Consider the following 25,872-nt stretch of genomic DNA (forward strand, 5'->3'; position numbering starts at 1 on the left):
TGTGTTCATCCGCGGTTCCTTTGGGCATGCTGTTGAGAATTGACAACCTCTGCGTCAACTACGGCGCGATCAAGGCGCTGCATGGGGTTTCGCTGCACATCGACCGCGGTGAGATCGTCACGCTCATCGGCGCCAACGGCGCGGGGAAAACCACGCTGCTGAAGGCGATCAGCGGACTGGTGAGGCCGGCGGCGGGGACGATTCATCTGGACGGACAGTTGCTGTGCGGCTGCCGGCCAGACCAGATCGTGTGCAAAGGCATCTGCCACGTGCCGGAGGGCAGGCAGGTGTTTGCCAACCTCACCGTTCGGGAGAATCTGTTGCTGGGAGCGTATCAGCGTCAATCGCGCCGGGAGGTTGCCGAACGGTTCGGGCGATGCTGCGAACTGTTTCCGGTGCTGGCGGAGCGAAGGGACCAGAAGGCCGGCACGCTCAGCGGCGGCGAGCAGCAGATGCTCGCCATTGCCCGGGCGCTGATGGCCGGACCTTCCGTGCTGCTGCTGGACGAGCCTTCGCTGGGTCTGGCGCCGCTGATCGTCCGCAGGATCTTCCAGATCATCCGGGAGATCAACGCCGCCGGCACGACCGTCTTTCTCGTCGAGCAGAACGCGCACATGGCATTGACGATCGCGCACCGGGGCTACGTGCTTCAGACCGGGCACGTGATCAAGTCTGACAGCGCGCGGAATCTGCTGGAGGATCCGGATGTCAAGCGGGCGTATCTGGGCGGATAGAGGCAGCCGAGGCACGAAGGCGGCTTTGCGGCCGACGTCAGAGGAGCTGTGATGCGGATCTTGCAGGGCGAGCGTATTGGCAAAGGCGCGGTGATCGCGGTCGGAGCGGCGGTGGTGGTGTTCGACGAGCGGCGGGAAAGGATTCTGCTCACCCGCCGCCGCGACAACAACCGCTGGTGTCTGCCCGGCGGCCACATGGAAAGCGGCGAGAGCATCGCCGAGACCGCGGTGCGCGAAGCGTTCGAGGAGACAGGCCTGCACGTCGAGCTGGTCAAGCTGATCGGCGTGTACACCAGTCCGGACTTCGTGATCCAGCACGGGGATGGACCGCGAAAGCAGCTCGTGGCCATCTGCTTCGAAGCCCGGGCCGTGGCGGGCCAGATCGGACTCAGCAACGAGACTACCGATGTTGGCTGGTTCACGCCCGAGCAAATCGAGCGCATGGATCTGATCGAGATCCACCGCCAGCGGATCGCCGACGCTTTGGCTCACCGCCAGTCGGCGTTTTTCCGCTAGCGCCGCACTCCCTCTCCCCTTGTGGGAGAGGGCTGGGGTGAGGGGTTAACCCGCGCGAACGCCCGAAGCTCTCGCCAAGCAGATTCTCAGGATCGCTTCGAGCACGGCGTCCGTATTGCCCAGCACGTCGTCATTGACAAATCGGATTACCTGCAATCCTTCGCGTTCAATGAACGCCGTGCGCTTCGCATCATACTCCACTCGCTCCGCGTGCGAGTCCCCGTCGAGTTCCACTACCAGAGCGCACTCGGCGCAGAAGAAATCCGCCACGAACGGCCCGATCGGCTGCTGGCGGCGGAACTTCAGGCCGTTCAGTTGGCGGTCTCGCAAACGAGACCACAAGAGCTTCTCCGCAGGCGTTGGTTCGTGGCGCATCTCACGGGCACGCCTCAGATTCAACGGCTTGACGTGATGTTTGCGCACAAACGTCTCCTGCCGTTCAGCCCTTCCCCCTCACCCCAGCCCTCTCCCACGAGGGGAGAGGGAGAGTAATTTCACGCCGCCTTTTTCTTCGGGGCGTCTTCGGCGGCGGGTTGATCCGCTGGCGGTTGGCGCTTCAGCGGCATGGGCACGACCTCGACCTTGCCGAGCTGCTCGAGCTGCTGTTGCACCTGCTCGGCGGGCGCGACCACCACGATCGTCATCGCGTCATCACGCACCCACTTGTCCATCACCGCGCGAATCTGCTCGGCTGTCACCGCGGCGATACGCTGCGGGTAAACGTCGTAGTAGTCGATCGGGTAGCCGTTGAGGATGCCGTCAATCCGCTTGCCCGCCTGCTGGGCGATCGTCTGCATCTCCATGACCATCGAGCCGGCCACACGACGCTTGGCCTGGTCGATCTCCTGGGCCGATGCGGTCTGGGTCCGCATGTCGTTGAAGACCTTGATCATGGCCTGGATGCACGGTCCGGTGGTTTCCGGGCGGGTATCGACCGAGGCGGTGAAGGACCCGCCATGCCGGCCTGGCTCGAACACGCCGTGCGCGCCGTAGGTGTAGCCTTTTTCGGCGCGAACGTAGCGCTCCAGCCGGGAATGAATTCCATCGGAAAGGATTCGGCTGGCCAGCGAGCCGGCGAATTTCTCGTCGCTGGCGATCGTGTAGGCGCGGATACCCATGCGGATGGTGCTCTGCTTGCCGTCGGGGTTGTCCACAAGAATGATCCTTCGCTGCGGCGGCGGCTCGGGAAGCACATACTCGGCCGCGGGCAGCGATTCGGCTGGCTTCCAGTCGCTCAGCAGCTTGCCGGCAAGTTGTTTTGCCTGTTCGGCGGTGATGTCTCCGCTGAACACCAGCAGCGCGTCGTTGGGACGATACACCGACTCATACCATTTGCTGACGTCCTGAAGCGTGATCGATCCCAGGCTCGTCAGGCTCGTCTGCCGACCCAGCGGCGAATCACCGAACAGTGCCGGATCCAGCTCCCGTGCGGCGACGGTTGCGGGGCGGCTGAGAGACTGCATCAGTCCCGCGATGGCCTGACGCTTGAGCTTCTCGAACTCCTCCGGATCGAACCGGGGCTGAAGCAGGATCTGGCGGGCGCGGAGTATGGCGTGTTCGAGCTGGTCGGTGGTGCAGGACCCGGACAGGCGCGTGTTGTCCCCGAAGTCGCCGGCCTCGATCGTGATCCCGCGCGATTCCAGGTCCTGGCTAAGTGTCAGGTAGTCCATGTCGGCAGCGCCGCGACGGAGCATGCTGGCGGTGAGCGAGGCCAGCCCCTCTTTGCCCGCCGGCACAGCGTGTCCGCCGCTGCGCATCACCAGGCTGAAGTTCACCATGGGCAGACGATGATCGCTGAGCGCGATCACCTTCACGCCATGAACCTCCATCTCGACGCCTTTTTCAAAGCTTCTGCTGACCAGCTCGGCCGGCATGGGAGGCTGGGCCGGATAGCCTTGCGGGAAGCTGATCTGCCGCGTGCGGATGGGCTGGGTCGAGGGCGTCACCGGCGCGGCCGCCAGTTCGTTGGCTCTTGCGGCTTGGGTGGCGGCGTCCGCCGCCGCGCCGCGCGAGCCGCCCGGGTCCGGAAGGTAGTGCAGAACCGTCATCCGCTGCGGCTGAAGATACTTCCCGGCAACACGCTGCACATCCGCCACCGTCACCGCCTTCAGCTTCTCCCATTCACGGTTCACCCGATCCGCATCCCCGCCGAAAACCTCTTCTTCTCCCAGCATGCTGGCCAGGCTGGAGGCGGTCTCGCGCTGGCGGATCATGCGGTTGCGCGCCTGCGTCCTGACACGGTCCAGCTCCTCCTGGGAAACACCCTTTTCCGCAACTTCGGCCACCGTCTGCTGGATGATCTTCGTAATCTGTTCCGGATCGCGCCCGGGCAGCGCGGTGGCGTTGATCATGAACAGGCTCAGGTCCTCCAGTTGCTGATCCCCGCCACTGACGTTGCTGCACATCGGATTCGGGCCGTTGACCAGGACCGAATCGAGCCGGCTGCTGCGCCCGCCCACCAGAATCTCTCCCAGCAGCCCCAGTGCGTAGTGATCGTCGTCGCGATAGTCGGTGGACTTGTAGGCCACCGCGATCGAAGCCAGCGGCACCGCCGCACGCTTGACCACCAGCTTTCGCGGCTCGGTCTGCTGCGGCTCCGGCGGAATCTCGCGATTCACCGGCTCGCCGCGGGGAATCCAACCGAAATACTTCTGGACCAGCTCCCTGGCCTGCGGAATGTCGATGTCGCCGGCGATGATCAGGCAGGCGTTGTTCGGAACGTAATACCTGTTGAAAAAGTCCTGAAGCTCGCTGGAGGCCGCGGCGCGAAGTTGATCCATTTCCCCGATCGGTGTCCAGCGATAGCTGTGCCGCGTATAGGCCGTGCGCGCCAGGTCCTGGTACATCGGGCCATACGGTTGATTGGCATAGCGCAGGCGCCACTCCTCGGCCACCACCTTCCGTTCGGTCTGGAAGATCTCATCCGAAACCTTGAAGCTGGCCATTCGGTCGGCCTCCAGGTACAGCGCCATCTCCAGAGCGTTGGCGGGGATGGTATTGACGTAGACGGTCTGGTCAAAGCTGGTGAAGGCGTTGGACATGCCTCCGACCTGCATGATCAGTTGCATGTGCTGCTCGGGCGCCACGTGCGCCGAGCCGCGGAACATCATGTGCTCGAACATGTGGGCGAAGCCCTGGCGATCGGGGCGTTCGTCGCGGCTGCCAACGTGATACAGCACACGCACGTGCACGACCGGCGCCTGTCGCAGCGGGGCGTAGATCACCGTCAGCCCGTTGTCCAGGACCTGCTTCTCGAACTGCACCGCCGGAACGGAAACTTCGGCGCCCAGCGCGCGATGCGGCGTGGCCAGCGACAGCAGCGAAACGAGAAACAGGATGACCAGGGCGGCAACGGTAGCGGCGGGAATCCTTCGGACCATTCGACTCTCCCAAAACTGTTTTCAGCCCCTTCGCGCGCGGACTCGGTAACTATACGCTGGCGCGGCGCAAAAGTTGACCCATAGCCTTGGGGAAGCTCGACTGCGACCCGAACCAACGCCGCACTTCCGCAACGGAGGCTCCCAGAGTTCGATAAGGATCAGTCCGTCCTCGAATCAGGTCAATCCGCGCGCACGACTGTCGGCGATGACGGTACCTTAGTCAACCCATACGCCGGATAGATCAATCACTTTATCGATTTTATCATTGACACCGCCGCCACCGGCGCGCTACGTTAGTTGTCGAGAACTCCCAAGAGCGTCGCACGTTTTCCCCAAGTCCGGGGGAAGGAGAACGACATGAACGCTCGAACAAACCCATCCGCTGGCTATACCCCCCCTCGCGCTCCCGTCGTCGCACTGTCGAGCGCCTCCATCGCGCGGTCATCGAGACGCTTGAACGTCGTTGCCTGCTGAGCGCCGGGCCGCAGGTGGTGCAGGCCAGCTTCGACTGGCTCCATGCGCCCCGCAGCGTCAGCTTTCAGTTTGATCGGCACTTGCTCGGCGTGGCGGCAGAGGATTTCGTCGCGGAGAACATCGATACGGATTCGACCGTGCCTCTGGTGCTTGACGGTTACGATCCACTAACATATACTGCCACCCTCAGCTTTCCGCAGGCTCAGTTCAATACCGGCATCCTCGAGAACGGGAACTGACAGGTGCGACTGCTGGCCAACAGCGTCAATAGCGCATCCGACGGCGAACCCTTGGCCGAGGAGTACACCCTTGCCTTCTGGTTCCTCAACGGCGACGCCGACCGCAGCCGAGGCGTCAACGCCGCCGACTACGCCATCATCGACGCCAGCTACTCATATCAGCAGCAGCACGGCGTGCCGCCGGAAGGTTGGAGCTGGGACGATGGCGACTTCGACTACTCCGGCTCGATCGACGCCACCGACTACGCCATCATCGACAACGGCTACTTCGTTCACCTCTACGAGCCGACGGACTTTTACGTCACCGCCCTGTCGTCCAGCAGCATTCGCCTGGCGTGGGACGATGTGGAGGGCGAGAACACCTGGCGGATCCAGCGCTCCACCGACGGCGCCAACTTCGTGTGGTACCAGGACCTGCCCGCCAACACCACCACGTTTGACGACACGAACCTGAGTCAGGGCACGCGTTACTGGTATCGTGTGCGAGGAGTCGGCCCGGGCGGCTTTGACACCGGGGCCAGCGCCAAGAAGGCCGCCACCACCGTGCTGCCGGCGCCCAATCACGTGACGGCGATCGCTCAATCGCTGCCTGGCTCGGCCACGATCGAGTGGCGCGACAACGCGACGGCCGAGAGCGGCTTTGCCATCTACCGCAGTCTCAATGGCGGCGCCTTCGAGCAGATCGGCACGTCGGCGGCGGATGCGACCAGCTTCACCGCCGAGGGACTGCTGGACACGGTGCAGTACACCTTCCGCGTGCGGGCGTTCAGCCAGGACACCAACTCCGGGTACACGCCGATCACGCCGCTGGGTGCGCCGCCGGCGGATCTGGTCAGCGCCCACTTCGAGCCCGATCCGCCCGCCGGGCAGCAGCAGCACCTGACGCTCACGTTCAGCCAGGGCGTCAGCGGGCTGAGCAAGAGCGACATCAGCATCGAGGTGCAGGGTTCGCACCCGCTGGCGACGGTGGACTTCGACTTCGCCTTCAACGATACGTCGGGCGTGGACACCGCCACGCTGACGTTCCCCTACTCCAACCACGCCTACGGCCCGATCCTCCAGGACGGCAACTATCAGCTCCGCATCTTCCCCGACACCATCGTAACCGGCGGCGCATCGCTATCGGAAGCATTCACGTACGAGTTCTTCTTCGTCAACGCCGACGCGACGCGCGACCGGGTGGTGAACGCGCGCGACATGCTGGTGCTGGCGGACAACTGGGAGCAGTCATCGCGGACCTTCACCCAGGGCGACTTCAGTTACGACGGCACGGTGGACGATACAGACTTGGCGATCCTGTCTCTTAAGTGGCAGGTGAGCATAGAGACCCCATTCGACTTCAACGTCTGGTCCGATGCATCGGATGCGATCCGGCTGAGCTGGGACGAGGCGGCGGTGGCGAACGAAATCTTGTGGGAAATCGAGCGATCGACCAACGGGATCGATTTTGCTCTTCGCGACACTGTTTCTGGCGGGATCGGGGAATACACCGACACTCCGATTCCGGCGAACGCGGCTTATTGGTATCGCGTTCGCGCGAAGTTGACCGACCCTCCGCCGCCCGAGTTACCAGCGTTCACTTCGTACAGCGCGAAGAAATGGGCCAGAACGCTCAGCGGCATCGTTCTCGCGGCGACGGCCGTGTCCTCGGAAGGGGTCGACCTCAACTGGACCGCGGTTTCAGGCGCCGCGGAGTATCTGCTCGAAGTGTCTTTCGACGGCATCAACTTCAACCAGTCCGCTACTCTGGCACCTGATGCCACCTATGCCTCGATCGAAGGCTTGGACGAGAGCATGACCGTGTGGCACCGGGTCACCGCGCTTGGATCGGCAGCAGCGCCGCTCGGGACATCGAACATCGCGAGCGCCACAACGCACCCAAGTAGCGGCAGCGGGTACCAATCTCCGAATCAGCCAGTCAACTCTGCCGCCCCGGTGGACCTGCTTGTCTCGTGGTACGGCATCGACACCAACAGCGCGCTCTCCTTCGGGGACTATCGTGTCGAGGTCCTTAGCGATGCGCTCAGTGAGCGCGGTTTCGTGTCAGTAAACCAAGATAGCAATGATAGTGACTCATATGGCGAGCCGTACAAGTACAACAGGGGCGAGAAAGCGACAAAAGACTTGCTCGCGATGATCGACGGTGCCAACGGGAATCCGCGAAATAACATCATCACAGCCGCCGAGCTCCAAGCGGTTCGGATTCACTTGCTCGCGTACAGTTGGGGCGGGATCACCGCGGTCAACATCTCCCGCGTCTTGTCGGGCTCTGGGAAGTGGGGCTACCAGTTCCAGACGCCCATCCCTGTCGAGTCTCTCGTGGTCATGGACGTCGTCCACGATATACACACCCGAGCCGTACGATGGGTCTGGCACAGCGGCGTGCTCTCCAACACGAGGAAGTTCGTCAACTACTACCAGAGGAAAGGCGGCACGGGGATCGTACATTATGGGGTCGTCCCTGGCTTCTACTTCAACGAAGACATCTTGGATATCTGGTTCGCCAACATGCTCCGAGGCAATCGACTGCCGAGCACGATCCAGGCGTCGTACCAAACGAACATCTCGACTAATCCAGGATGGGCGAATCAGCTTGTCGAGCACGGCTACACCCCCGAAAGTGAAGGATTCCTAGGATATGGTGCCGCCTACGGGTACGAAGTGAACCATCTGACGCTTCCGTGGCATGTGATGGTTTTCGCTGCGCACGAGATCGATCCCAGCTTCCCTATTGACGATCTGGACGTGCCACTGGACTACTGGGACAACCATGTCTTGACGCCTCCAAGCCTATGATGCTATCCAGAACGACAACTCGGTCTATCTGTTTACTAGGAGCTATCACGATCTCGTTTCTGGGAATGGGATGTCAACGCAAAGTAGGTTCGGTTAGTTCCTTAGGCACGATTAGTGTGTATGAGCATGGGTGCGCGAAGCAGCTTCAGGTTGCCGGGTTATCCTATACAGCGCCCCTACTGGGAGGATTTGAAGAGTTCCTCACCGAGTCTGTTCCCGAGCTCCACGAGAAAGGCGCCGTACGGCGATTGATCAATAATTCCCCTCCTTGGCGCAGCGAGAGGTATCTGTGTTCTGCGATCGATCTGCTTACGCGCTCACCGGGGTACCCTTGGACGCGGCGAATCCACTGGCTCATTGGGACGGACCCGTTGATTGTTGGGATTGGCGATCCGCAGGGCACGTTGCCTCGCCGACATTTGGCCATAGATCTGCATCCATTCGTTAACGAGGCTGCGCTGGAGCAGCCGGTCAGCCATCTGGTCGTATTCGACCCTGGCACCTGGGAGCGACTTCGCCGCGCCAGACACTTGAGCGACGTTTCCAGCACACCGCATCGAATCGTCGAACTGCCGTTCGCGACCACGATCGAGGCAGTTTTGGACCGACGTGAACTGCTCAGTCAGCGGGCGAACTAAAGTCGGCTATAGCAGACGAAATGGGGATGCCCGAAAAGGAGCGGGTGATGGTCTGGCTTGGGAGGGGAAAAGGGGACATCAGACATCACTGATTTCGGCGAAGATCGCTGTCGCAACGGGCAATGGGTGGACGTCGCCCTTCAGGTTCCCAGTGGCCAGTGCGGCCAGAGACGCAGAAAGGCGGCCGCATTTCCGCGATGGCGAGTTCGGGCGGATTCGGGGCTTAACTGCCGCCATCGCCCATCCGATCTTGATGCGGGGGAGTGGACCGCCGGCGCTCGTCGTGCGCGCCGGCGGACGATCTTTGGCAATCGTTCCTAGCTCGTCCGGAGCCAGCCGTGGCAGATTCCTGCTCGCGCGACTACATATGACTAACCACGACTACATTTTTCCCGCGGCGGCGGGCTTGCGATGGGCAGGCAGGCATTCAAGAACGACGAGCACTTGGATGGGCCAGAACCCAGTTACGCCTCGGCCAGATTGAATCCGCCCGCCATTTCCCGATAATTCCCCGTCGGAAAGGAATCACCCCCCATGAAACGAGCCAAGATCAGCATCATCGGCGCCGGGAATGTCGGCGCGACATGCGCCCACTGGGCGGCCTCGAAGGAACTGGGCGACATCGTCCTGGTGGACATCCCGCAGGTCGAGGGCATGCCCCAGGGCAAGGCGCTGGACCTGTTCCAGGCCTCGCCGATCGAAGGCTTCGATGTCAGGATCACCGGCGCCACCAACTACGAGCCGACCCGCGACAGCGACGTGGTGATCGTCACGGCCGGCGTGGCGCGCAAGCCGGGCATGAGCCGCGACGACCTGATCAACATCAACACCGGCATCGTCAAGAGTGTCGCGGAGAACGTCGCCAGGTACTCGCCGGGCGCGGTCATGATCGTCGTGTCCAACCCGCTGGACGCGATGGTGTACGTGGCGTGGAAGGCTTCGGGGTTCCCGACGAAGCGGATCGTCGGGCAGGCGGGCGTGCTGGATGTGGCGCGATACCGCAGCTTCATCGCCGCCGAGCTCAACGTCAGCGTCGAGGACGTTTCGGCGCTTCTGCTGGGCGGGCACGGGGACGACATGGTGCCGCTGAAGCGCTATACGTCGGTGGGCGGAATCCCGGTCACGCAGCTCATCAGGCCCGAGCGGCTGGAGGAGATCGTCAAGCGCACCCGCAACGGCGGAGCCGAGATCGTCAGCCTGCTCAAGACCGGCAGCGCCTACTACGCCCCCGCCGCCGCCACCATCGCCATGGCCGAGTCGATCATCCGCGACAAGAAGCGACTGCTGCCCTGCGCCGCCTACTGCGACAGGGAATACGGCATCGGCGGGTACTTCGTGGGCGTGCCGTGCGTGCTGGGCTGCGAGGGCGTCGAGCGAATCATCGAGATCGAACTCGACGAGCAGGAACGCAGGATGTTCCAGTCCAGCGTCGATCACGTGAAGGAACTGGTCAAGGCGGTCAAGATGTGAGGCCGCAACGCATGCAGGCAGGCGAGGCCGAGTACTCTGCGCCTTCGTGCCCGGGCTTCTGGTGTCTGTGTTGCGTTGCTCCACGCGATATGACAAACCCCCGCCTTGCGGGTATCTGTATCGGGTGACGATGAAACACCTTCGCGCGCTGCTTGCCGGGCTTGGGATCTTCCTGCTCCTGATCGTGGCTGCGCCGGGATGCGCCCCCGGGCCGACGCTCGTGCCCGAAGCAACCCGCAAGCCCATCGACCGCAGGTTTGTCGAGTATCCGGCCGGGTATGAGCTCAAGCCCTTTGCGCGCGGTCTGAGCAACCCGTCGTCGATCGCCTTCGTCACCGATGAAGGCGAGTACAAGAACTCGATCCTCATCGCCGAAAGTGGCGTGGACAACCTCCGCCCCCGCATCTACGGCTACAAGCCTGACGGCACGTTCTTCAGCATCTATCCACGTGGCGGCAAGCTGCCGACGCTGGGGATCTTCAAGAGCGGTCGCGAGCTGTACGGACCGATCGGAGGAATGGTCTACGCCAACGGCTACATCTATGTGACCCATCGCGACGCCCGCGACCGGGGAATGGTTACCCGCTTCGACCTTCAGGGGAATCGCATGACCGTCGTCGGCGATCTTCCGGCCATGGGCGATCATTCCGTGACCGATATTGCGGTGCATCCGACCACGGGCAAGCTGTGGTTCGGGCTGGGCAGCGCCACCAACAGCGGCGTGGTCGGGCTGGACAACTGGCAGGTCGGGTGGGTCAAGAGCCATCTGGACTTCTGCGATCTGCCGGCGGTCAACCTCAAGCTGCTCGGCTTCAAGTTCTTCAGCCGCAATCCCAATGCAGGGCTTTTCGGGGGAGACGACAATGTCGGCACGGCGCCGTATCAGCCGTTCGGAAAGAGCTATCAGCTTCGCGTGCGTCAGGCCCCCAATGACCGTCCCACCAGCGCGATCTACTCGGTGTCTCCGACGGGCGGAGACCTGCGCGTCGAGGCGCATGGCATCCGCCTGCCGCGGGGACTGGCGTTTGACGAGTACTCCAATCTTTTCGCGACCAACAACGGCATGGAGATGCGTGGCAGCCGGCCGGTCAGGGACGATCCCGACGCGCTGCTGAAGATCATCTCCGGCACCTGGTACGGATTTCCCGATTACAGCGCCGACGTGCTGCCGATCTCCGACGCCCGTTTCCTGCCCCCGCCCAACATCATGATCCGTACCGATTACCCCGAGCTTTCGGCGGTGATCGACCACGCGGGCAGCGGCCTGCCAAGCCCCACCCTCTTCCGCGACACGATTCTGTTCGGCACGCTGCCTTCGCAGTCCGGGGCGTCCAAGCTGGTGATCATCCCCGAAAGCGGCAGCAGCCGTTTCCCCGACTATCGCGGCGACGCGATCATCGCCCTGCGCGGCGACCGGGCGCCGTTTGCAACCTACGGGCAGAAGCTGCGCGGTCCGATCGGGCGAAAGCTCGTCGCCGTCAACCTCGTGACCCGACGCGCCGAGGACTTCGTCTATAACACCGAGCCGCTGCCCGCCAGCAGGATCGGACGCAACGTCGAGGCGCTGGAGCGCCCGGTCGATGTCAAGCTCGGCCCGGACGGAAAGCTGTACATCCTGGACATGGGGCAGATGAAGATGCGGGGCGGCAAGGAAAAAGTCGCACCGGGATCGGGGCGGATCTTCGTGCTGGAGCCGGCCTCACCGGCCAGCACGCAACCGCCACAGTAACCCATTTACCGCCAGAACGCCGCCACTGGCCAGCGAAGCCGGCCGGGGTAACTCACTTCGCAGATCGCCCGGCCGCCGGTCTTGTTGTCGATGGATGCCTCATATACCAGCCGCAGTTGGTGAAAGCCCATGTCGATCAGCCGCGGGTTGGACAGTTCCAGCCCGCCTGCGCTGCGCAGCCGCAGCGGGTAGCGATGCCCCAGCCATGTCCAGCGCTGCTGCTGCACCACCAGCGCGTGCGATGTGCAGACTTCTGCGGCGCCGGCGGCGTTGGCCCTGATCACACAGCCTGCATCCGGCCCGCCAAGCTCAAATGCCATCGTCATGTCATTGAAGATCGCCCGCCCACGCATGATTGGCCTCGCCGCGGCATTGATCAGTGCGGTTGCGTAGCGGTGGTCGTGATATCCCACTGCACGCAAGTCGATCCGCCGCTTGCCCAGGTCGATCCTGCCGCGCACATCACACAACGGCGAGACGACGACCCAGCGATGCTCCGGCGAGCCAACCGACAGCTCCAGCGGCTGATTCCCAATGCGCGGCACAAACTCCAGCTCCGCCTCGACCCCCCCGCCGCCCACTGTCAGCCTGATCGTGTCTGCAACCTGCTTGATGCAGTTGGGTCCGATACTGACCTGCATGGCCGTCGAATCAGCGGCGAACTGCGAGGGCGGATAATGCCGCAGCGATCCGCAGGCGATTCGTCCGCGCTCGTAGACCCAGATGCCGACAAACCGGTAGTCTCGTGGCAGCGGCGGCGGGATTCGCGTCGGCCGGCCCAGGTACCGCACGAAAGCCCGCCGATATCCCGCATGCATCGGCATGCCGTCGAAGAACCCGACGATGACCTGCCGGTCGTTGGCGGCGTCATCGGCGTCGAAGTGCCACCACTCGTATCCTCCCGGACAGCGCACATCGTGCCAGGCGTTGGGCGCGGCGGCGGGGTTGTACAGCGGAATGGTGGGCATCAGTGGTTGAAGCATCGATCCGGGATCGGCGCATCGGGCGTGCGCCGCGCCAGCCGCAGGGCGCGCGGCAGACGCATCGCCAGTTGAAACATATCCAGTCGGACCTGACCTTTGAAAATGTCGTATCCGGCGCGCTCGATCGCATCGAGCGTGCTTGCGTGCATCACGGCCACGATCGAGACGGCCAGCCGCGACCTGTCGCCCGCCAGCCAGCAGATCCCCTCGGCTGCCTGCCGGTACAACTGCCGCGCCCGCCCGATTTCCATCCGCATCAGTTCGCCGAAGCGGTCGTTGACCTGGCCGCTTTGAAGCTGTCGCTCGCCGTAGCCGCAACGCGCCAGGTCCTCCAGCGGCAGGTAGATCCTGCCTCGGGACAGGTCGGCTTGCAGCTCGTGCAGAATGTTTGTCAGCCGCATCGCCGCGCCCATCGCCGTCGCGTATTGCGCCGCATCGCTGTGGGCCATGCCCAGCACACACCCGAGCATCCGGGCGACGCTGCCGCCGATGCTCCGGCAGTGTTTTTCCAGCGACGCCCAGGTCGCGTAACGAACGGTATGCAGATCCGCTTCGCAGGCGTCGGCAAAATCCAGCAGATCCTGTTTGGGAATCTCGAACTGCCTGGCGGCAAGCTCAAAGGCGTGCAGGGTGTGCTGCTGGGGCGAGCGAAAGGGAACAAGCGGCAGTTGCAGCGCCCCGGTGTAGATTGCCTCGATGCGCTCGCGCACCATCGCCTCTCGCCCCGGCGCGGCCATCGCGTCCCGCAGCATGCTGCACAACGCCAGCACCGCGCACGCCGCGTCGCGCCGCACGCCGGGCAGCATCGCGATGGCATAGAAGTATCCGCCGGTGGCCTGGCGGCACAGTTGCCTGGCCGCCGCAAAGGCGCGCTGCCCGGCATCGCAGCGGGCGCGCGAAGCGTCGCCCCCCACGCCCGAATCGATCGCCTCATTCGCGGAGCTTGAACCCCCTGGCATGGGCGGCATCGATCACCTGTTTGACGGCGGCATCGACCGATTCGCTGGTGAGCGTCCCGGTCGGCGAGCGGAAGATCAGCGAGATCGTCTGGCTCTTGGTCCCCTTCTCCAACGGCTTGCCCCGGTATACCCCGACGTACTCGACCTCTTCCAGATTCGCCGGCGCCACCTCGTTGATGAGCTGGAGAATGACGTCGAAGCGGACGTGCTCGGGCACAACCAGCGACAGGTCGCGGCGAACCGCCGGATACTTGGGCAACGGGCGAAGCTGCGGCACGTGCTGCGCCCCGGCCAGCAGCGGATCCAGCTCCAGCTCCGCGGCGACGGGCACACTGCGCAGATCGAGCTTGTCAACGACTCGTCGGTCGATCCGGCCCAGGCAACCGACGGTCTGCCCGCCCCACTCGATCCGCCCGGCCGCGCCCCGCGCAAATCCGGGCGCATCGGCCGGCACGACGCGCACCGCTCGCGAGGCATCGAGCCGGCCCAGCAACGCCTCGATCACGCCGCGGATTTCCCGCAGCCCGTCCGCCCCCGCCGCCAGACCCACGCGACGCCTTTCGTCCACGCGCCCGCTCGCATCCAGCGTGAACGTCGAGCCGATCTCAAACAGCCGCACGCCGGGGGTTCCGGCCGCCTCGTTCCGCCGGATCGCTTCCAGCAATCCGGGCAGCAGGCTCGGGCGAAGGCGGGCATCGGCCTTGCGAACCATCGCATCGGCGCGCGGCAACGCCACCTCGGGCGGCTTGAAGTCATCGGCCAGCAGATCGCTGACGAACGTGATCGTGATCGCCTCGAAGTACCCGGCCGCCACCAGCGTCTGGCGAATCTGTTCGGTGGTGATCTGCTGCGGCTGAGGCGGCGTGAGGCGGATCCGGATCTGATCGCTGACGGGGATCTTGTCGTATCCGATGATCCGCGCCACTTCCTCGATGAGGTCGGCCTCGATGTTCAGATCCGCCCGCCAGCTCGGCACCGTGACTTCGATGCGATCGTCCTTCAGTTCCGGCCTGAGCTGGAGCCGCGCCAGCGCATCCATCGCCGACGCCGAGGGGATTTGCATCCCGAGCACGTGGTTTAGCCGCGAGAGACGAAGGTGGATCTTTTTGACCGGAGCGTGTTCCACGCCTGCTTCGGCCACGCCCTTGAGGAGCTGTCCGCCCGCGGTCTGGAGGATGAGCTGGGCAGCGCGGAGGCTGGCACGCAGCGGCAGCGTCGGGTCGATGCCGCGCTCAAAGCGGTAGGAGCTGTCGCTTTTCATGGCCAGGCGGCGGGAGGTTGTGCGAACGGACAGCGGATCGAAGCGTGCGGATTCGAGCAGGACATTGACGGTGGCGTCGGAGACTTCGGTGTCGCGCCCGCCCATCACGCCCGCCAGCGCCACCGCACGCTGCGCGTCGGCGATCACCAGCATGTCGGTCGTCAGCCGCCTCTCGTGACCGTCGATGCTGATCAGCGTCTCTCCCGGCCGCGCCCGGCGAACGATGATCCGCCGCCCCTGGAGCCTGTCGAAGTCGAACGCGTGCAGCGGCTGGCCAAGCTCGAACATGACGTAATTGGTCACGTCCACGACGTTGTTGATCGGGCGCAACCCGACAGCTTCGAGCCTGCGCTGCATCCATTGCGGGCTCGGTGCAATCCTTACCCCACGGATCACGCGTGCGGTGTAATGCGGGCACAGATCCGGCGCCTCGATCGCCACGGACGTGACCGATGTCACCGGCGTGGGCGCTTCTTCGGCTGTGGGTTCGATCTGCTTGAAGGGTCGATTGAGTAGAGCCGATAGCTCGCGCGCCACGCCGACATGCGAGAGGCAGTCGCCGCGGTTCGATGTCACCTCGACGTCGATGACCGTGTCCTCGCCGTGGTGCTCGATGGCCTCCACCGGCAGTCCGCCGCTGGTCAGCGCCTCGGCCGCCACCTGCGCGTCAATCGGGCCGGGCAGAAAATCGGATAGCCATTGCAGACTGATCTTCATGATGCGTGATGGGACAATCTATTCGGTGTGGTGGGCCTGTCAAACGAAACCCAAGGCGGAGCTGACTGGAGGGTGGCAGGCATACCAGCGGCCGCAGTCCCCTCGCCCGGTACTCCGGGAGAGGGTGAGGGTGAGGGTTCTGTGGCGAGGTCGAGAGACCTTTGGTGATCGAAAAAGGACCTTCTGCCCTGCCCTGTCCCTGAGTACAGAAACAGGCAGATAAGCCTGCGCTAACTGCTAACTTTCATCGCGATACTCCTCCGGAACGTCGATCTTGAATCGCTCGCAAAGCGCCTTCACGTCCGCGCAATCGGTCGGGCGCGGCGGATAGCCCGTGTGGAACTGCACCAGGTACTGCGGGGCGATACAGTTGACGGTCCGACCGGCGATCGTGCCCGTGCCGGTGAGTGATCCTGCGGGATACATGATTCCATCGACGACGTTGCCCGCGGCGTCGAAGACGAAGGCGTGCACATCGACCTGCCGGCCCTGGGCGTCGGCGAGGACGAAGTTCCAGCGGGTCGTGTCATCGCGCGGCAGATCGCGGTAGCCGCGGGACTCGAGCAGCTCGCGAAGGCGGGCAACGTCCCGATGTTCGATCGCGATGTCCAAATCGCTGTGCGGTCGCGTCTGGCGGCCGAGCAGCGCGTCCACAGCCCATCCGCCGTCGATCCAGACCTTGATCCCCAGCGATTCAAGCGTCGAGTAAAGCTCAACGACATCCAGAGCGTTCATGGGTGAATCGTACGCGCGGCGGGCTGTGCAGGAGAGGTGGCTCAGCGGCGCAATTTTTGCCGGCCGCCGCCGCACGAGCGGCGCGGTGCATTTTATTGGCCACTGGAGCGGCGCGGAATCTGCGCTTCGGTCCGCTAAAGTTTGCGCGTCGGTGGTGCCGAACAATTGCCCCGGATGAAGGGGCTTGACGCCGCCAGTGGTTCGGCGGCGGCGGCCCGGCGCGGGCGAACGGATTCGCGGCCGCGACATTTGGTTCTTACAGACAAGGAGGTCACCCACCCAGACACACTCGTCTTGCGCGGCGAGACCCGCATCGCGGCGCTCGTCGCAACCTCACACCGCCGGGGCGGAGCGCCGGCTCGGATTCTCCAGGACATCGGCGATCCGGTTTTCCGTGAGCAGTTGATTCATCAGAAGCGCGTGATCCATTCGTCCTGCTAAACGCCTGCTTCACGCGCATCAGTCCACGGCAAGCCACCAGTCGCCAAAGACAAACGTGACATCACCGTACCGGCGGGCACGGAGTCCTGCCGCGGGTTCATCCAGGTATCACGGAGGATACGCACATGAGTCGGATCAATACGAACATCGCTTCGCTCCAGGCCATCAACCGGTTGAGCAAGAACAACCAGGACCTGGCGACGAGGCTACAGCGGCTTTCGACGGGCCTGAAGATCAACACGGGCAAGGACGCGCCGGCGGCGCTGATCGCCAGCGAAACCCTGCGCTCCGAAATCAACGGCATCAACCAGGCGATCGACAACTCGACGCGCGCCAACAACGTGATCAACACGGCCGAAGGCGCACTGGGCGAAGTGTCGGCGCTGCTGCTGGAAATCCAGGCGCTGACCAACGAGGCGGCCAACAACGGGGCGCTGTCGCGTCAGGAGATCGAGGCCAACCAGCTCCAGGTGGATTCGATCCTCAACAGCATCAACCGGATCGCCAACACCACGCAGTTCAACGGGGTAAAGCTTCTCAACGGTTCGCTGGACTACACGACCAGCGGGGTGCTGAGCACGGCGATCGACGCCTATCAGATCAACGCCGCCAAGCTCCCGGACAATGGCTACCAGACGATCACGGTGGAAGTCACCAACAGCGCCGAGCTTGGGGAGGTGCAGTTCAGCGGGACCAGCGTCAGCGGCGCGGTCACGATCGAGATCGCCGGGAACATCGGGACCGAGCAGCTTTCGTTCGCGTCGGGCACGGCGACCAGCGGAATCGCCTTTGCGGTCAATCAGCTCGCCGGCGCCACAGGCGTCAGCGCGGTGGTCTCGGGCGGCGTGCTGCGGTTCACCTCAACCGCGTACGGCTCGGATCAGTTCGTGAGCGTCAAGACGATCAGCGGCACGTTCGTCAACGGCAAGGATTTTGGCGAAGATGCGCAGGTGAACATCAACGGCGCGCAGGCGGAGGTCAAGGGGCTGGTGGCGTCGGTGCGCACGGGCAACCTGGATCTGAGTCTGACCCTGGACCCGGCCTTTGCGCAGAACACGACGACGGGAACGACCAGCTTCACGATCACCGGAGGCGGGGCGCGCTTCCAGATCGGCTCGGAAGTCAACCGCCAGGGGCAGATTCATGTCGGGATCAGCTCGGTCTCGACGACCAAGCTGGGCAATGAGGTGGTGGGGTTCCTCTCGAGCCTGGCCAGCGGCGGGGCCAACTCGCTGGTGGGCGGCAATACGATCCAGGCGCAGAAGGTGATCACGGCGGCGATTCGTCAGGTGGCGACGCTTCGTGGGCGTCTGGGGGCGCTACAGAAGAACGTTTTGGAGACCAACGTCAACAGTCTCCAGATCGCCCTGGAGAACGTGACGGCCAGCGAGAGCGCGATACGGGACGCGGACTTTGCCGCGGAAACCGCCAGGCTCACGCGGGCCCAGATCCTGGTTCAGGCCAACACGTCGGTTCTGGCGCAGGCCAACGCCGCGCCGCAGAACGTGCTGGCGCTGTTGGGCGGTTAACCCCACGATAGCAGGATGAACCCGGAGAGGCCGGCGTCGAAAGGCGCCGGCCTTTCTTGATTTTTGGGCGTGCCGAAATCGATCCGGGCAACCCTGCCCGGCTCACTCCGCAGGGCACGGGCCCGGGCCACCGCAGCGGCAGCACATGCCGGGTGCGGCCGAGGACGACGCGCTGCCGGACTGCTCGGCGCCGACGGCGAAGACGCTGAGCATGCGGGCGGTCTGCGTCGAGCCGCACTGTGGGCATGGCACGGCCAGGTCCTGCTCGCTGATGTTCCGCACCAGTCGCTCAAACTTGCTGTTACAACTCTTGCAGGTGTACTCGTAAATCGGCACGTCTGGATTCCTCCGAAAGCGCTCAGCCGTTCACTTACGATGCGCGAAGTCTGCCGTCTCGCCAAGTCAGCTCCAGCCTGCCGCCGGCGCGGACCAGCTCAAGCAGTCGGTTTCCGCAGGCGGCGGCGCGCCAGCCCTTGAGCAGATTCAGCTCGGCAGATTCTATGCCCTGGGTCAGGGCGCGGTGCAATTCGGCGATTTCCTGACGGCTGGTGACCAGGGCCGGATCGATCGCCTGTCCCGCGCAAAGAGCCGAGGCGGCGGCGAAGAGGCTGTCGGCGGCGAAGCGCTGGCTGGGAGTGGGTTCGATGTTGCGGACGACCGGGCGCTGCGAAGGTGGCACGGCCAGCCCGCGCAGAGTTGCTTCCACAATCGCCGCGCCGTGCGCCGCTTCGATCGGTCGCGGCAGCCCCTTGACCCGGCTGAGTTTTTCGACGGATTTGACCGGTGAGCGCGCCAGGTCCAGCAGGATCTCGTCCTTGAGGAAGGCTCGCGGGGGCAGGTCGTGCGCGCGTGCGGCGGCGTCGCGCCAGATCGTCAATTCGCGCAGCACCGCCAGGTGCTGCGGGGTGAGCGATCCGGCGCCGCGGATACGCAGGAAACTGCTTTGCGGATCGAACTCGTATCGCCGCGGATCGCACAACGCGGCGCATTCCTCGCGTGCCCATTCGGCGTGGCCGAGTTCCTCCAGCCGTTTGCCCAGGACGGCGGCAACCGCAGGCAGATATCGCACGTCGTCGGCGGCGTATTTGAGCTGAAGCGGCGTGAGGGGGCGCTGGTCCCAGTGCGTGAAGGTCAATCCCTTGCCGATCTTCACCTTCAGCAACTCGTGAATCAGCTTGCTCAGTCCCACCGGATAGCACAGCCCGACGAATCCGGCGGCGATCTGTGTATCGAAGATATTGGCGGCGGGCGAACCGGTCAGCCGGTGCACCGGCTCGATATCCTGCTCGCCAGCGTGGACGATCTTCTGGATCGATGGATCGCACAGCAGTTGCCAGAAGGGACGCAGATCCAGCCCGGCCAGCGGGTCGATCAGCCCGATGCGCTGGGTGGTGGCAGCCTGGATCAGGCAGAGGCGCGGGTAATAGCTCAGCTCGCCGATGAACTCGCTGTCATAGGCGAAGCTGTGTTGCTGGCGGAGGTGCTGGATGAACTCAGCCAGGGCGGTGCTGGTGGTGATCAGTTCGCCCGGACCCGGCGGGACCAGGGGATGGTCGATGATTTTTTCATGGACGAGGTTGGATGCATCGGCATGGGCCGAGGCGTGCTGGCGCGCGCGATGCTGGGTACGGGAGTAGCGCTGCGGGGTGGCCTGACCGGCGGATGAACCAGCCGGCGAGTGGGAGGATGGGGAAGATGCCGACGATGATGTATCCATAATCTCTCCGTCCCGCGGCGGTCGGCGGCTGAAGCGGCTGCGGCGCGCAAAAACACCTGTGCCTCGCCGTGGCCCCGCCGGCCGCGGTTTTATCCGGACACTCCCCGGGGCAACTTCGTGCCACCGGTCGGGCGTATCAAGCATATTTTGCGCGATTTGGCCTCGAAAAGCTGCGGTTGTTCGCGATTTTGATGGATTTCGGGCAGCGCCCAAGTTAGTCTTGCCGATTCAACTGTCGGCGGCCGCGGTGGTGCCCCCGGACAGTCGGCCGTGTGGCATTCCCGGCAAGCGAGGAATGTAGCTATGAATCTTGAGTATGCGGTGGATCGGCTTTACGAAGTGGGTTGGCTGCCGACGGTGGGGATGGAGCTGGAGACGCTGCCAGACGGACGGCGGTATCCGTCGGTGCTGGCGGTGCAGCGGGAGTTCGCCCGCACGGGACTGGAGCTGGCCATCAAACACAACCTGATGTTCAACTGCTACCGGGCGACGTGGGGTCCGGCCGGCGAGCCGCTGGACGAGCGCCACGCCGCCGACGAACGCCACGGCACGGTCGTCGGCGCCTGCGAGCGTGAGGCGGCGGTTTACGCGCTGGCGCAGCTCCATGAAGCACAGCTCCGTGCCGCGCACAGCGAACGACAACTGGCCGGCGCGGCCGTTTGACAAGGTGGTGCGACACATCCGGGCGGCATCGATCCGGCAAATGCAATCCTTCGGGAAGCTCAGGGCGCTTGCTCAAGCCAGCGCCCTTTTGATTGCTGTTCGGATTGGGCACTTGTGTGGCGGGCGATAGCCGCTGGCCGCCATCCCCCTCTCGGTTCGTTCGCAAGCCCATGAGGGCAAAAGTACAATTCAGCAATGCCGGGTAACCGCCAGAAGCTCATTTGTGAGGCGAAGTATCGGGCGGCTCTGTCGCCCGGTCATCTCGGCCCTCAGGTCGTGGCATGATTCTCATGGCTGCTGCGAACAGTTCGACTGCGCATATGGGAGAACCAGTCGCCAGCGAGCGGCTGGAGTCTGCATCGCATGCACGCCGGCCGCTGCCAGGGGTTGCGTGCCTGATCCTGCTGGCCGCAGTCGTCTGGTACATCTACGGCCGGGCAACGGGCGCACCGTTCGTCTTCGACGACGACGCGAGCATCGTGCAGAACCAGACGATTCGCTCGCTGTGGCCGCCGTCGGTTCCGCTGCGCGCTCCCAGGGACTACCCCACCGCCGGACGACCGCTGGTGAATCTGTCTTTCGCGATCAACTACTTTTTCGGGGAGCTGAATCCGCGCGGGTACCACCTGTTCAACCTGATCCTGCACGTGCTGAGCGGATGGCTGCTGTTCGAGCTGATCCGGCGAACGCTGCGGCTGGAGCGATTCGCCGGCCGTTACGAAGGTGCAGCCGACTGGTTGGCTTTGATGATCGCATTGCTGTGGACGGTGCATCCGCTACAGACCGAGGCGGTGCAGTATGTCACTCAGCGCACGGAACTGATGATGGGACTGTTTTACCTGGCGACGATGCGCTGCGCGCTGGGTTACTGGGCGGCTCCAGCGGGCAGTGCAACGCGCGGCGTATGGGCGGCGGCAGCGACGCTGGCGTGCCTGGCGGGAATGGCCTGCAAGGAAGTGATGGTATCAGCTCCCATCGCGGTGTTGCTTTTCGAGCGCACCATGCTCGGCGACCGCACATCCATTGGGCAGGCGCTGCGAAGGTCCTGGCCTTTGTACGCCGGGCTGGCGCTTGGCTGGGTACTGCTGCTGTACCTGAACATCGACGGGCCGCGCTCTGCTTCGGCGGGTCTGGCTTATCGGCAGCACATCAGCCTGATGGCCTGGTGGCTGACGCAGACCAGGGTGTTGATGATGTACCTGCGGCTGGTGTTCTGGCCAGCGCCGCTGATCATTCATTACGAGATGCCTCTGCTGGAGCCGAAGCTGGAGCAGGTCTGGCCTTGGCTGACGCCGATCCTGCTGATCGTGCTGGGCAGCCTGATCGGGCTGTGGCGGCGGCGGCCGGCGGGGTTTCTGGGCGCCGTGGCGCTGATGATCCTGGCACCAACCAGCATCGTGCCGATCGTCACCGAGATGGCCGCCGAGCGACGCATGTACCTGCCGCTGGCGGTGGTGCTCACGCTTCTGGTCGTCGGCGGATACAGGGCGCTGGGTTGGTTGACCCGCCGGCTGGGAATAGATGTGGATGATGAGAGTGAAAACAGTCAAACAGAACAGGACCCTGCAACGGCGGAAAGTCCCAACGCCCTGGTGGCAACCAGCGTGGCGACGCTGCTGGCAGTGGTGGTCCTGGCGTGGGTCAGCATCCATCGTCTGGACGACTACCGCGATGAAGTGACCCTCTTCCAGCAGGCGCTTCAGTACCAGCCCGACAACCTGTTGGTGAATGCGAACCTTGGCCGGGCTCTGGTGGCAGCGGGTCAAATCGAGCAGGCGATGCGTCATTACCGCCACGCGTTGCAACTGAACCCCAACTTCGTGCCCGCCCTGTACAACCTGGGCAATGCCTATTCCAAGCTTGGCCGCCGCTCCGAAGCGCTGGACTGTTATGAGGCGGTGTTGCGTATCCAACCAAGTCACCGCGAGGCCCACAACAACCTGGGCAAGCTGCTGAGCGAAATGGGACAAGGTGACGAAGCGATCCCCATGCTCCAGCGGGCGGTGGAACTGGCGCCGCAGAATCCTCGTGCACATCTGAACCTTGGAGTGGCGCTGCTTCGTGCCGGACAGGTCGATCAGGCCATCGCAGAGCATCACAAATCGCTGGAGCTGAGGCCGGATTATCCCGAGGCACACCATAATCTGGGCGCCATTTACCTGAGTCGGGCCCAGCCTGCCGAGGCGATCGCGCACTTGGAGCAGGCGGTGCGGAACAAGCCGGATTACCTTAAGGCATGGATCAAGCTCGCCGACGCCTACGCGTCGACGGGGCGCAACGACCAGGCCGTCGCCTGCGTGCGCCGTGCATTGGATCTGGCCGCAGCTTCGGGTCAATCCGACATGCTCGAGGAACTGAAATCGCGGCTCGGCCGACTTCAGTCTCAGCCGATGAACCCCGGCCAGTGACCGGTATCGGTCGATCCGATCACTTCACCGTCGCCGGCTCCAGCAGCGTGTTCCACTTCCTGGGCTTGCGGGTCTTCCAGGCGCCTTTGTGATAGGCGTAACCGGCGATCAGCGGCACGGCCAGCGTGGCCTCGCTGAAGACCATCTGCTCGTAGGCGGTATCGACCTTACCCCAACTGCTGGCCTCCTTGAGGGTGCTGCTGGACAGCGCCCCGTCGCGGACGTCGGCGACGGTGATCTGGATGGCGTATTTGTGCATCGGCGCGTCGTATCCGAGCGTCTCGGCGCAGACCACGATGTCCTGGGTGAAGTTCTTGGGCACTCCGCCGCCAACCATGAAGATGCCGGTCTGCTCGGTCTTGATCTTCAGCAGGGTCAGCTCGTAGAAGTCCTTGCCGCTGTCATGGCTCATCCGCGGGTTGTCGCCGCGGTTGACCAGGTGGGCAACCAGTCCGAAACCGGCGGAGCTGTCGCTCAGTGCCGGGGCGAAGATCGGCACATCTTTGAGATAGGCTTCATAGACGATCGAATCGGGGCATTTGGGGCCGCCGTGGTTTTCCAGCCACTGCCCGCAGGCGCGGAAAAACTCGCGCGAGCTGCTGGGGCGAGGCTCCATCGTCTCGATGACCCGGTGCGTGGTCTCATCGCAGATCCGCAACTGTTCCTCATCGATCAGGGTATCGTAGATCCGGTCGATCGCGTGATCGCGAAGCTCGCTGTCAAACAGCCCGCTCTTGAGCTTCTCTTCGGCGATGTAGTGACGGAAGCCCAGGGCCTCGAAGAAATCCTGATCGACGATGTTGGCGCCGGTGGCGACGACGGCATCGACCATGTTGTTGCGGATCATGTCCACGAACACCTTCTTCAGCCCCGCGCTGATGAGCGAGCCGGCCAGTGTGAGAATGATCCCGCACTGCTCGTCGCGGAGCATGCGGTCGTAGATGTCGGCGGCGCGGTACAGGTCGCGTGCGCTGTAGGCCATGTGCTTCATGTCTTCCACAAGCTGCGCGATTCCCGGGTGCCGGGTGATGTCGATGTGTTCAATGGTCTGGCGCAGGTATTTGCGCTTGTCCTGAGTGTGATGGGCCTTGAGCGGCTTGGTGTTCAAAGGTGATTCGTTGCCTGCCATGGTGAGCACCTCCTGAAGCCAGTGGCGGGTCCCGCTTAAGCGGGACATGGATCAATAAACGCAAAAAGCCACCGCAGGCCGCTACGGTGTTCCGAAGTGGCATCGGAACCCGCCATTGCGGGCCGGGGTGGCTTTGATCAGACGTTGATATATTTCCATGCTGATGCGAGCCAGTCAAGGGATTGTTCGCGTTGGGGCGGCGAATTAGCATGCGAGCCGTGGCCAAGCCAGAGCGGGCAAAGAGCAGAGGGGCGGACGAATCGGCGGCGTTGCGTGCGCGGATTCGCCTGGCACTGCGGGCGGAGCAGGCGTTTGGGGTGAGCGTTGTGCCTGCGGAATCAGACAGGCCGCTGGCGGCGGCGCCCCAGAGCCGCCGCAGCGATACCGAGACCGCCGCCAGGCCCGTGCCGGCGGCGGCGACCGCGCCGGCGAAGCCCCCGCCGCCCGGCGCCGCGGTTGGTGGCACGGACCTGTTCGGGAATCGGGTCGCCGCAACACCCGCCGCCGCGGCCGTTCAGAGCCCACCGCCGCCGCCAACGCTGCTTGGCGCGTCCGCATTCACAACCCCGCCGCTTTCCACCGAGGAGAAAATCGCGCGATTGCGGGAAATGGACGAAAAGGAAGTCCGCGGCTGCACCAAGTGCCGCCTGTGCGAATCCCGCACCCACACGGTCTTCGGCGAAGGCTCGCCCGATGCAGCCATCATGTTCATCGGGGAAGGCCCCGGAGAAAACGAAGACCTTCAGGGCCGGCCCTTTGTCGGGCGGGCAGGAGAGCTGCTGAACAAGTGGATTGCGGCGATGGGGCTGCGTCGTGAGCAGGTGTACATCACGAACATCGTCAAGTGCCGTCCGCCGGGAAATCGCGAGCCTGCCGCCGACGAAGTGGCCGCATGCGCACCGTACCTGGAACGTCAGATCGAAATCATCCGCCCCCGGGTGATCATCACGCTGGGCCGGCCGGCATCGCAACACATGCTCCAGACCAGGGAGTCGATGGGACGGATGCGCGGGCAGTGGCACGAGTGGCGCGGCATCAAGCTGATGCCGACGTATCACCCGGCCTACGTATTGAGGAACTACAGCTACGAGACACGATCGGCAGTGTGGAGCGACTTGCAGGCGGTGATGAAGGAGCTTGGCTTGCCGCTGCCGAGGCGACAGCGGCGCGAATGATTTGTCCAACTGCGACAACCTGCCCCTTTTCTTTTGCTCGTCGGCGCGCTATATACGCATCGTACGCAACGTCGTCGGCGCGGCGCGCGTTGAATCGATCGCGTGGCGCGTTGTACGACGGCACGCGTCAGGGGATTCGTCTTTGGCGCAGGCCGAGTTGCGGCGCGGGCGGGCCTCAG

General features: G+C 64.0%; 20 protein-coding genes. 11 read left to right on the forward strand and 9 right to left on the reverse strand.

The window, feature by feature from the left end:
- Nucleotides 1-26 precede the first annotated feature (26 nt).
- On the forward strand, nt 27-734 hold the full coding sequence (locus ACQS5P_RS08105) for an ABC transporter ATP-binding protein (RefSeq protein WP_428940392.1): 708 nt from the start codon (nt 27-29) through the stop codon (nt 732-734).
- A 51-nt stretch (nt 735-785) separates the two neighbouring features.
- Nucleotides 786-1,250: an NUDIX domain-containing protein gene (locus tag ACQS5P_RS08110; RefSeq protein WP_428940393.1), complete on the forward strand. Its 465-nt coding sequence runs from the start codon at nt 786-788 to the stop codon at nt 1,248-1,250.
- Between the two features lie 45 nt (nt 1,251-1,295).
- Here ACQS5P_RS08110 and ACQS5P_RS08115 read toward each other — a convergent pair whose 3' ends face one another.
- Together ACQS5P_RS08115 and ACQS5P_RS08120 are read right to left on the reverse strand one after the other, a co-directional pair.
- Nucleotides 1,296-1,673: an endonuclease domain-containing protein gene (locus tag ACQS5P_RS08115; protein WP_428940394.1), complete on the reverse strand. Its 378-nt coding sequence runs from the start codon at nt 1,671-1,673 to the stop codon at nt 1,296-1,298.
- Between the two features lie 71 nt (nt 1,674-1,744).
- Entirely contained in the window at nt 1,745-4,630 is a 2,886-nt protein-coding gene (locus ACQS5P_RS08120; protein WP_428940395.1) for a M16 family metallopeptidase, read from the reverse strand.
- A gap of 491 nt (nt 4,631-5,121) precedes the next feature.
- Between ACQS5P_RS08120 and ACQS5P_RS08125 the strand changes: the two genes are divergently transcribed.
- From ACQS5P_RS08125 to ACQS5P_RS08140, 4 genes are all read left to right on the forward strand, one after another.
- Complete coding sequence (locus ACQS5P_RS08125) at nt 5,122-5,343, forward strand: hypothetical protein (protein ID WP_428940396.1); 222 nt, start codon at nt 5,122-5,124, stop codon at nt 5,341-5,343.
- A gap of 3 nt (nt 5,344-5,346) precedes the next feature.
- Nucleotides 5,347-8,139 (forward strand): hypothetical protein, encoded by a 2,793-nt coding sequence (locus ACQS5P_RS08130; RefSeq protein ID WP_428940397.1) that lies wholly within the window; start codon nt 5,347-5,349, stop codon nt 8,137-8,139.
- Between the two features lie 1,172 nt (nt 8,140-9,311).
- Nucleotides 9,312-10,247: a malate dehydrogenase gene (mdh, locus tag ACQS5P_RS08135; RefSeq protein ID WP_428940398.1), complete on the forward strand. Its 936-nt coding sequence runs from the start codon at nt 9,312-9,314 to the stop codon at nt 10,245-10,247.
- Nucleotides 10,248-10,377: 130 nt separating this feature from the next.
- Complete coding sequence (locus ACQS5P_RS08140) at nt 10,378-11,976, forward strand: PQQ-dependent sugar dehydrogenase (RefSeq protein WP_428940399.1); 1,599 nt, start codon at nt 10,378-10,380, stop codon at nt 11,974-11,976.
- 5 nt (nt 11,977-11,981) lie between these two features.
- Here the strand turns inward: ACQS5P_RS08140 and ACQS5P_RS08145 are convergent, their stop codons facing one another.
- From ACQS5P_RS08145 to ACQS5P_RS08160, 4 genes are all read right to left on the reverse strand, one after another.
- Nucleotides 11,982-12,959, reverse strand: a complete 978-nt coding sequence (locus tag ACQS5P_RS08145) for a hypothetical protein (protein WP_428940400.1) — start codon at nt 12,957-12,959, stop codon at nt 11,982-11,984.
- Nucleotides 12,944-13,918 carry a phytoene/squalene synthase family protein gene (locus ACQS5P_RS08150; RefSeq protein WP_428940401.1) on the reverse strand — a complete coding sequence of 325 codons (975 nt, stop codon included), beginning with the start codon at nt 13,916-13,918 and terminating at the stop codon, nt 12,944-12,946. The genes ACQS5P_RS08145 and ACQS5P_RS08150 overlap by 16 nt, the downstream gene beginning before the upstream one ends.
- Complete coding sequence (pheT, locus tag ACQS5P_RS08155) at nt 13,890-15,896, reverse strand: phenylalanine--tRNA ligase subunit beta (RefSeq protein ID WP_428940402.1); 2,007 nt, start codon at nt 15,894-15,896, stop codon at nt 13,890-13,892. The genes ACQS5P_RS08150 and pheT overlap by 29 nt, the downstream gene beginning before the upstream one ends.
- A 237-nt stretch (nt 15,897-16,133) precedes the next feature.
- On the reverse strand, nt 16,134-16,631 hold the full coding sequence (locus ACQS5P_RS08160) for a nucleotidyltransferase domain-containing protein (protein ID WP_428940403.1): 498 nt from the start codon (nt 16,629-16,631) through the stop codon (nt 16,134-16,136).
- 174 nt (nt 16,632-16,805) lie between these two features.
- Here ACQS5P_RS08160 and ACQS5P_RS08165 point away from each other — a divergent pair, with 174 nt between their 5' ends.
- Both ACQS5P_RS08165 and ACQS5P_RS08170 read left to right on the forward strand, forming a co-directional pair.
- Nucleotides 16,806-17,072, forward strand: coding sequence for a hypothetical protein (locus ACQS5P_RS08165; protein WP_428940404.1), 267 nt, complete (start codon nt 16,806-16,808; stop codon nt 17,070-17,072).
- Nucleotides 17,073-17,197: 125 nt separating this feature from the next.
- The gene (locus tag ACQS5P_RS08170; RefSeq protein ID WP_428940405.1) at nt 17,198-18,601 is read left to right on the forward strand and encodes a flagellin; all 1,404 of its coding nucleotides are present in this window, start codon (nt 17,198-17,200) and stop codon (nt 18,599-18,601) included.
- 102 nt (nt 18,602-18,703) lie between these two features.
- Here the strand turns inward: ACQS5P_RS08170 and ACQS5P_RS08175 are convergent, their stop codons facing one another.
- Together ACQS5P_RS08175 and ACQS5P_RS08180 are read right to left on the reverse strand one after the other, a co-directional pair.
- Nucleotides 18,704-18,937, reverse strand: coding sequence for an FmdB family zinc ribbon protein (locus tag ACQS5P_RS08175; RefSeq protein WP_428940406.1), 234 nt, complete (start codon nt 18,935-18,937; stop codon nt 18,704-18,706).
- Between the two features lie 34 nt (nt 18,938-18,971).
- Nucleotides 18,972-20,318, reverse strand: a complete 1,347-nt coding sequence (locus tag ACQS5P_RS08180; protein ID WP_428940407.1) for a ribonuclease D — start codon at nt 20,316-20,318, stop codon at nt 18,972-18,974.
- Nucleotides 20,319-20,621: 303 nt separating this feature from the next.
- Between ACQS5P_RS08180 and ACQS5P_RS08185 the strand changes: the two genes are divergently transcribed.
- Both ACQS5P_RS08185 and ACQS5P_RS08190 read left to right on the forward strand, forming a co-directional pair.
- On the forward strand, nt 20,622-20,981 hold the full coding sequence (locus ACQS5P_RS08185; protein WP_428940408.1) for a hypothetical protein: 360 nt from the start codon (nt 20,622-20,624) through the stop codon (nt 20,979-20,981).
- 320 nt (nt 20,982-21,301) lie between these two features.
- Entirely contained in the window at nt 21,302-23,389 is a 2,088-nt protein-coding gene (locus tag ACQS5P_RS08190) for a tetratricopeptide repeat protein (protein WP_428940409.1), read from the forward strand.
- Nucleotides 23,390-23,408: 19 nt separating this feature from the next.
- On the opposite strand, the gene ACQS5P_RS08195 is transcribed toward ACQS5P_RS08190, so the two are convergent.
- Nucleotides 23,409-24,518 carry a 1,9-bis(guanidino)-5-aza-nonane synthase gene (locus ACQS5P_RS08195; RefSeq protein ID WP_428940410.1) on the reverse strand — a complete coding sequence of 370 codons (1,110 nt, stop codon included), beginning with the start codon at nt 24,516-24,518 and terminating at the stop codon, nt 23,409-23,411.
- A gap of 218 nt (nt 24,519-24,736) precedes the next feature.
- Between ACQS5P_RS08195 and ACQS5P_RS08200 the strand changes: the two genes are divergently transcribed.
- The gene (locus ACQS5P_RS08200) at nt 24,737-25,693 is read left to right on the forward strand and encodes a uracil-DNA glycosylase (RefSeq protein WP_428940411.1); all 957 of its coding nucleotides are present in this window, start codon (nt 24,737-24,739) and stop codon (nt 25,691-25,693) included.
- Nucleotides 25,694-25,872 lie beyond the last annotated feature (179 nt).

The organism is Fontivita pretiosa (genome assembly GCF_050410795.1).
Taxonomy (GTDB): Bacteria; Planctomycetota; Phycisphaerae; order Tepidisphaerales; family Tepidisphaeraceae; genus Fontivita; species Fontivita pretiosa.

What these genes read in the sequence shown, in the direction of transcription:
- ACQS5P_RS08105 (WP_428940392.1), top strand. Translation starts at nt 27, where the DNA reads ATGCTGTTGAGAATTGACAACCTCTGCGTCAACTACGGCGCGATCAAG.
- ACQS5P_RS08110 (WP_428940393.1), top strand. Translation starts at nt 786, where the DNA reads ATGCGGATCTTGCAGGGCGAGCGTATTGGCAAAGGCGCGGTGATCGCG.
- ACQS5P_RS08120 (WP_428940395.1), bottom strand. Translation starts at nt 4,630, where the DNA reads ATGGTCCGAAGGATTCCCGCCGCTACCGTTGCCGCCCTGGTCATCCTG.
- mdh (WP_428940398.1), top strand. Translation starts at nt 9,312, where the DNA reads ATGAAACGAGCCAAGATCAGCATCATCGGCGCCGGGAATGTCGGCGCG.
- ACQS5P_RS08140 (WP_428940399.1), top strand. Translation starts at nt 10,378, where the DNA reads ATGAAACACCTTCGCGCGCTGCTTGCCGGGCTTGGGATCTTCCTGCTC.
- ACQS5P_RS08145 (WP_428940400.1), bottom strand. Translation starts at nt 12,959, where the DNA reads ATGCTTCAACCACTGATGCCCACCATTCCGCTGTACAACCCCGCCGCC.
- ACQS5P_RS08150 (WP_428940401.1), bottom strand. Translation starts at nt 13,918, where the DNA reads ATGCCAGGGGGTTCAAGCTCCGCGAATGAGGCGATCGATTCGGGCGTG.
- pheT (WP_428940402.1), bottom strand. Translation starts at nt 15,896, where the DNA reads ATGAAGATCAGTCTGCAATGGCTATCCGATTTTCTGCCCGGCCCGATT.
- ACQS5P_RS08160 (WP_428940403.1), bottom strand. Translation starts at nt 16,631, where the DNA reads ATGAACGCTCTGGATGTCGTTGAGCTTTACTCGACGCTTGAATCGCTG.
- ACQS5P_RS08165 (WP_428940404.1), top strand. Translation starts at nt 16,806, where the DNA reads ATGAAGGGGCTTGACGCCGCCAGTGGTTCGGCGGCGGCGGCCCGGCGC.
- ACQS5P_RS08170 (WP_428940405.1), top strand. Translation starts at nt 17,198, where the DNA reads ATGAGTCGGATCAATACGAACATCGCTTCGCTCCAGGCCATCAACCGG.
- ACQS5P_RS08180 (WP_428940407.1), bottom strand. Translation starts at nt 20,318, where the DNA reads ATGGATACATCATCGTCGGCATCTTCCCCATCCTCCCACTCGCCGGCT.
- ACQS5P_RS08185 (WP_428940408.1), top strand. Translation starts at nt 20,622, where the DNA reads ATGAATCTTGAGTATGCGGTGGATCGGCTTTACGAAGTGGGTTGGCTG.
- ACQS5P_RS08190 (WP_428940409.1), top strand. Translation starts at nt 21,302, where the DNA reads ATGGGAGAACCAGTCGCCAGCGAGCGGCTGGAGTCTGCATCGCATGCA.
- ACQS5P_RS08195 (WP_428940410.1), bottom strand. Translation starts at nt 24,518, where the DNA reads ATGGCAGGCAACGAATCACCTTTGAACACCAAGCCGCTCAAGGCCCAT.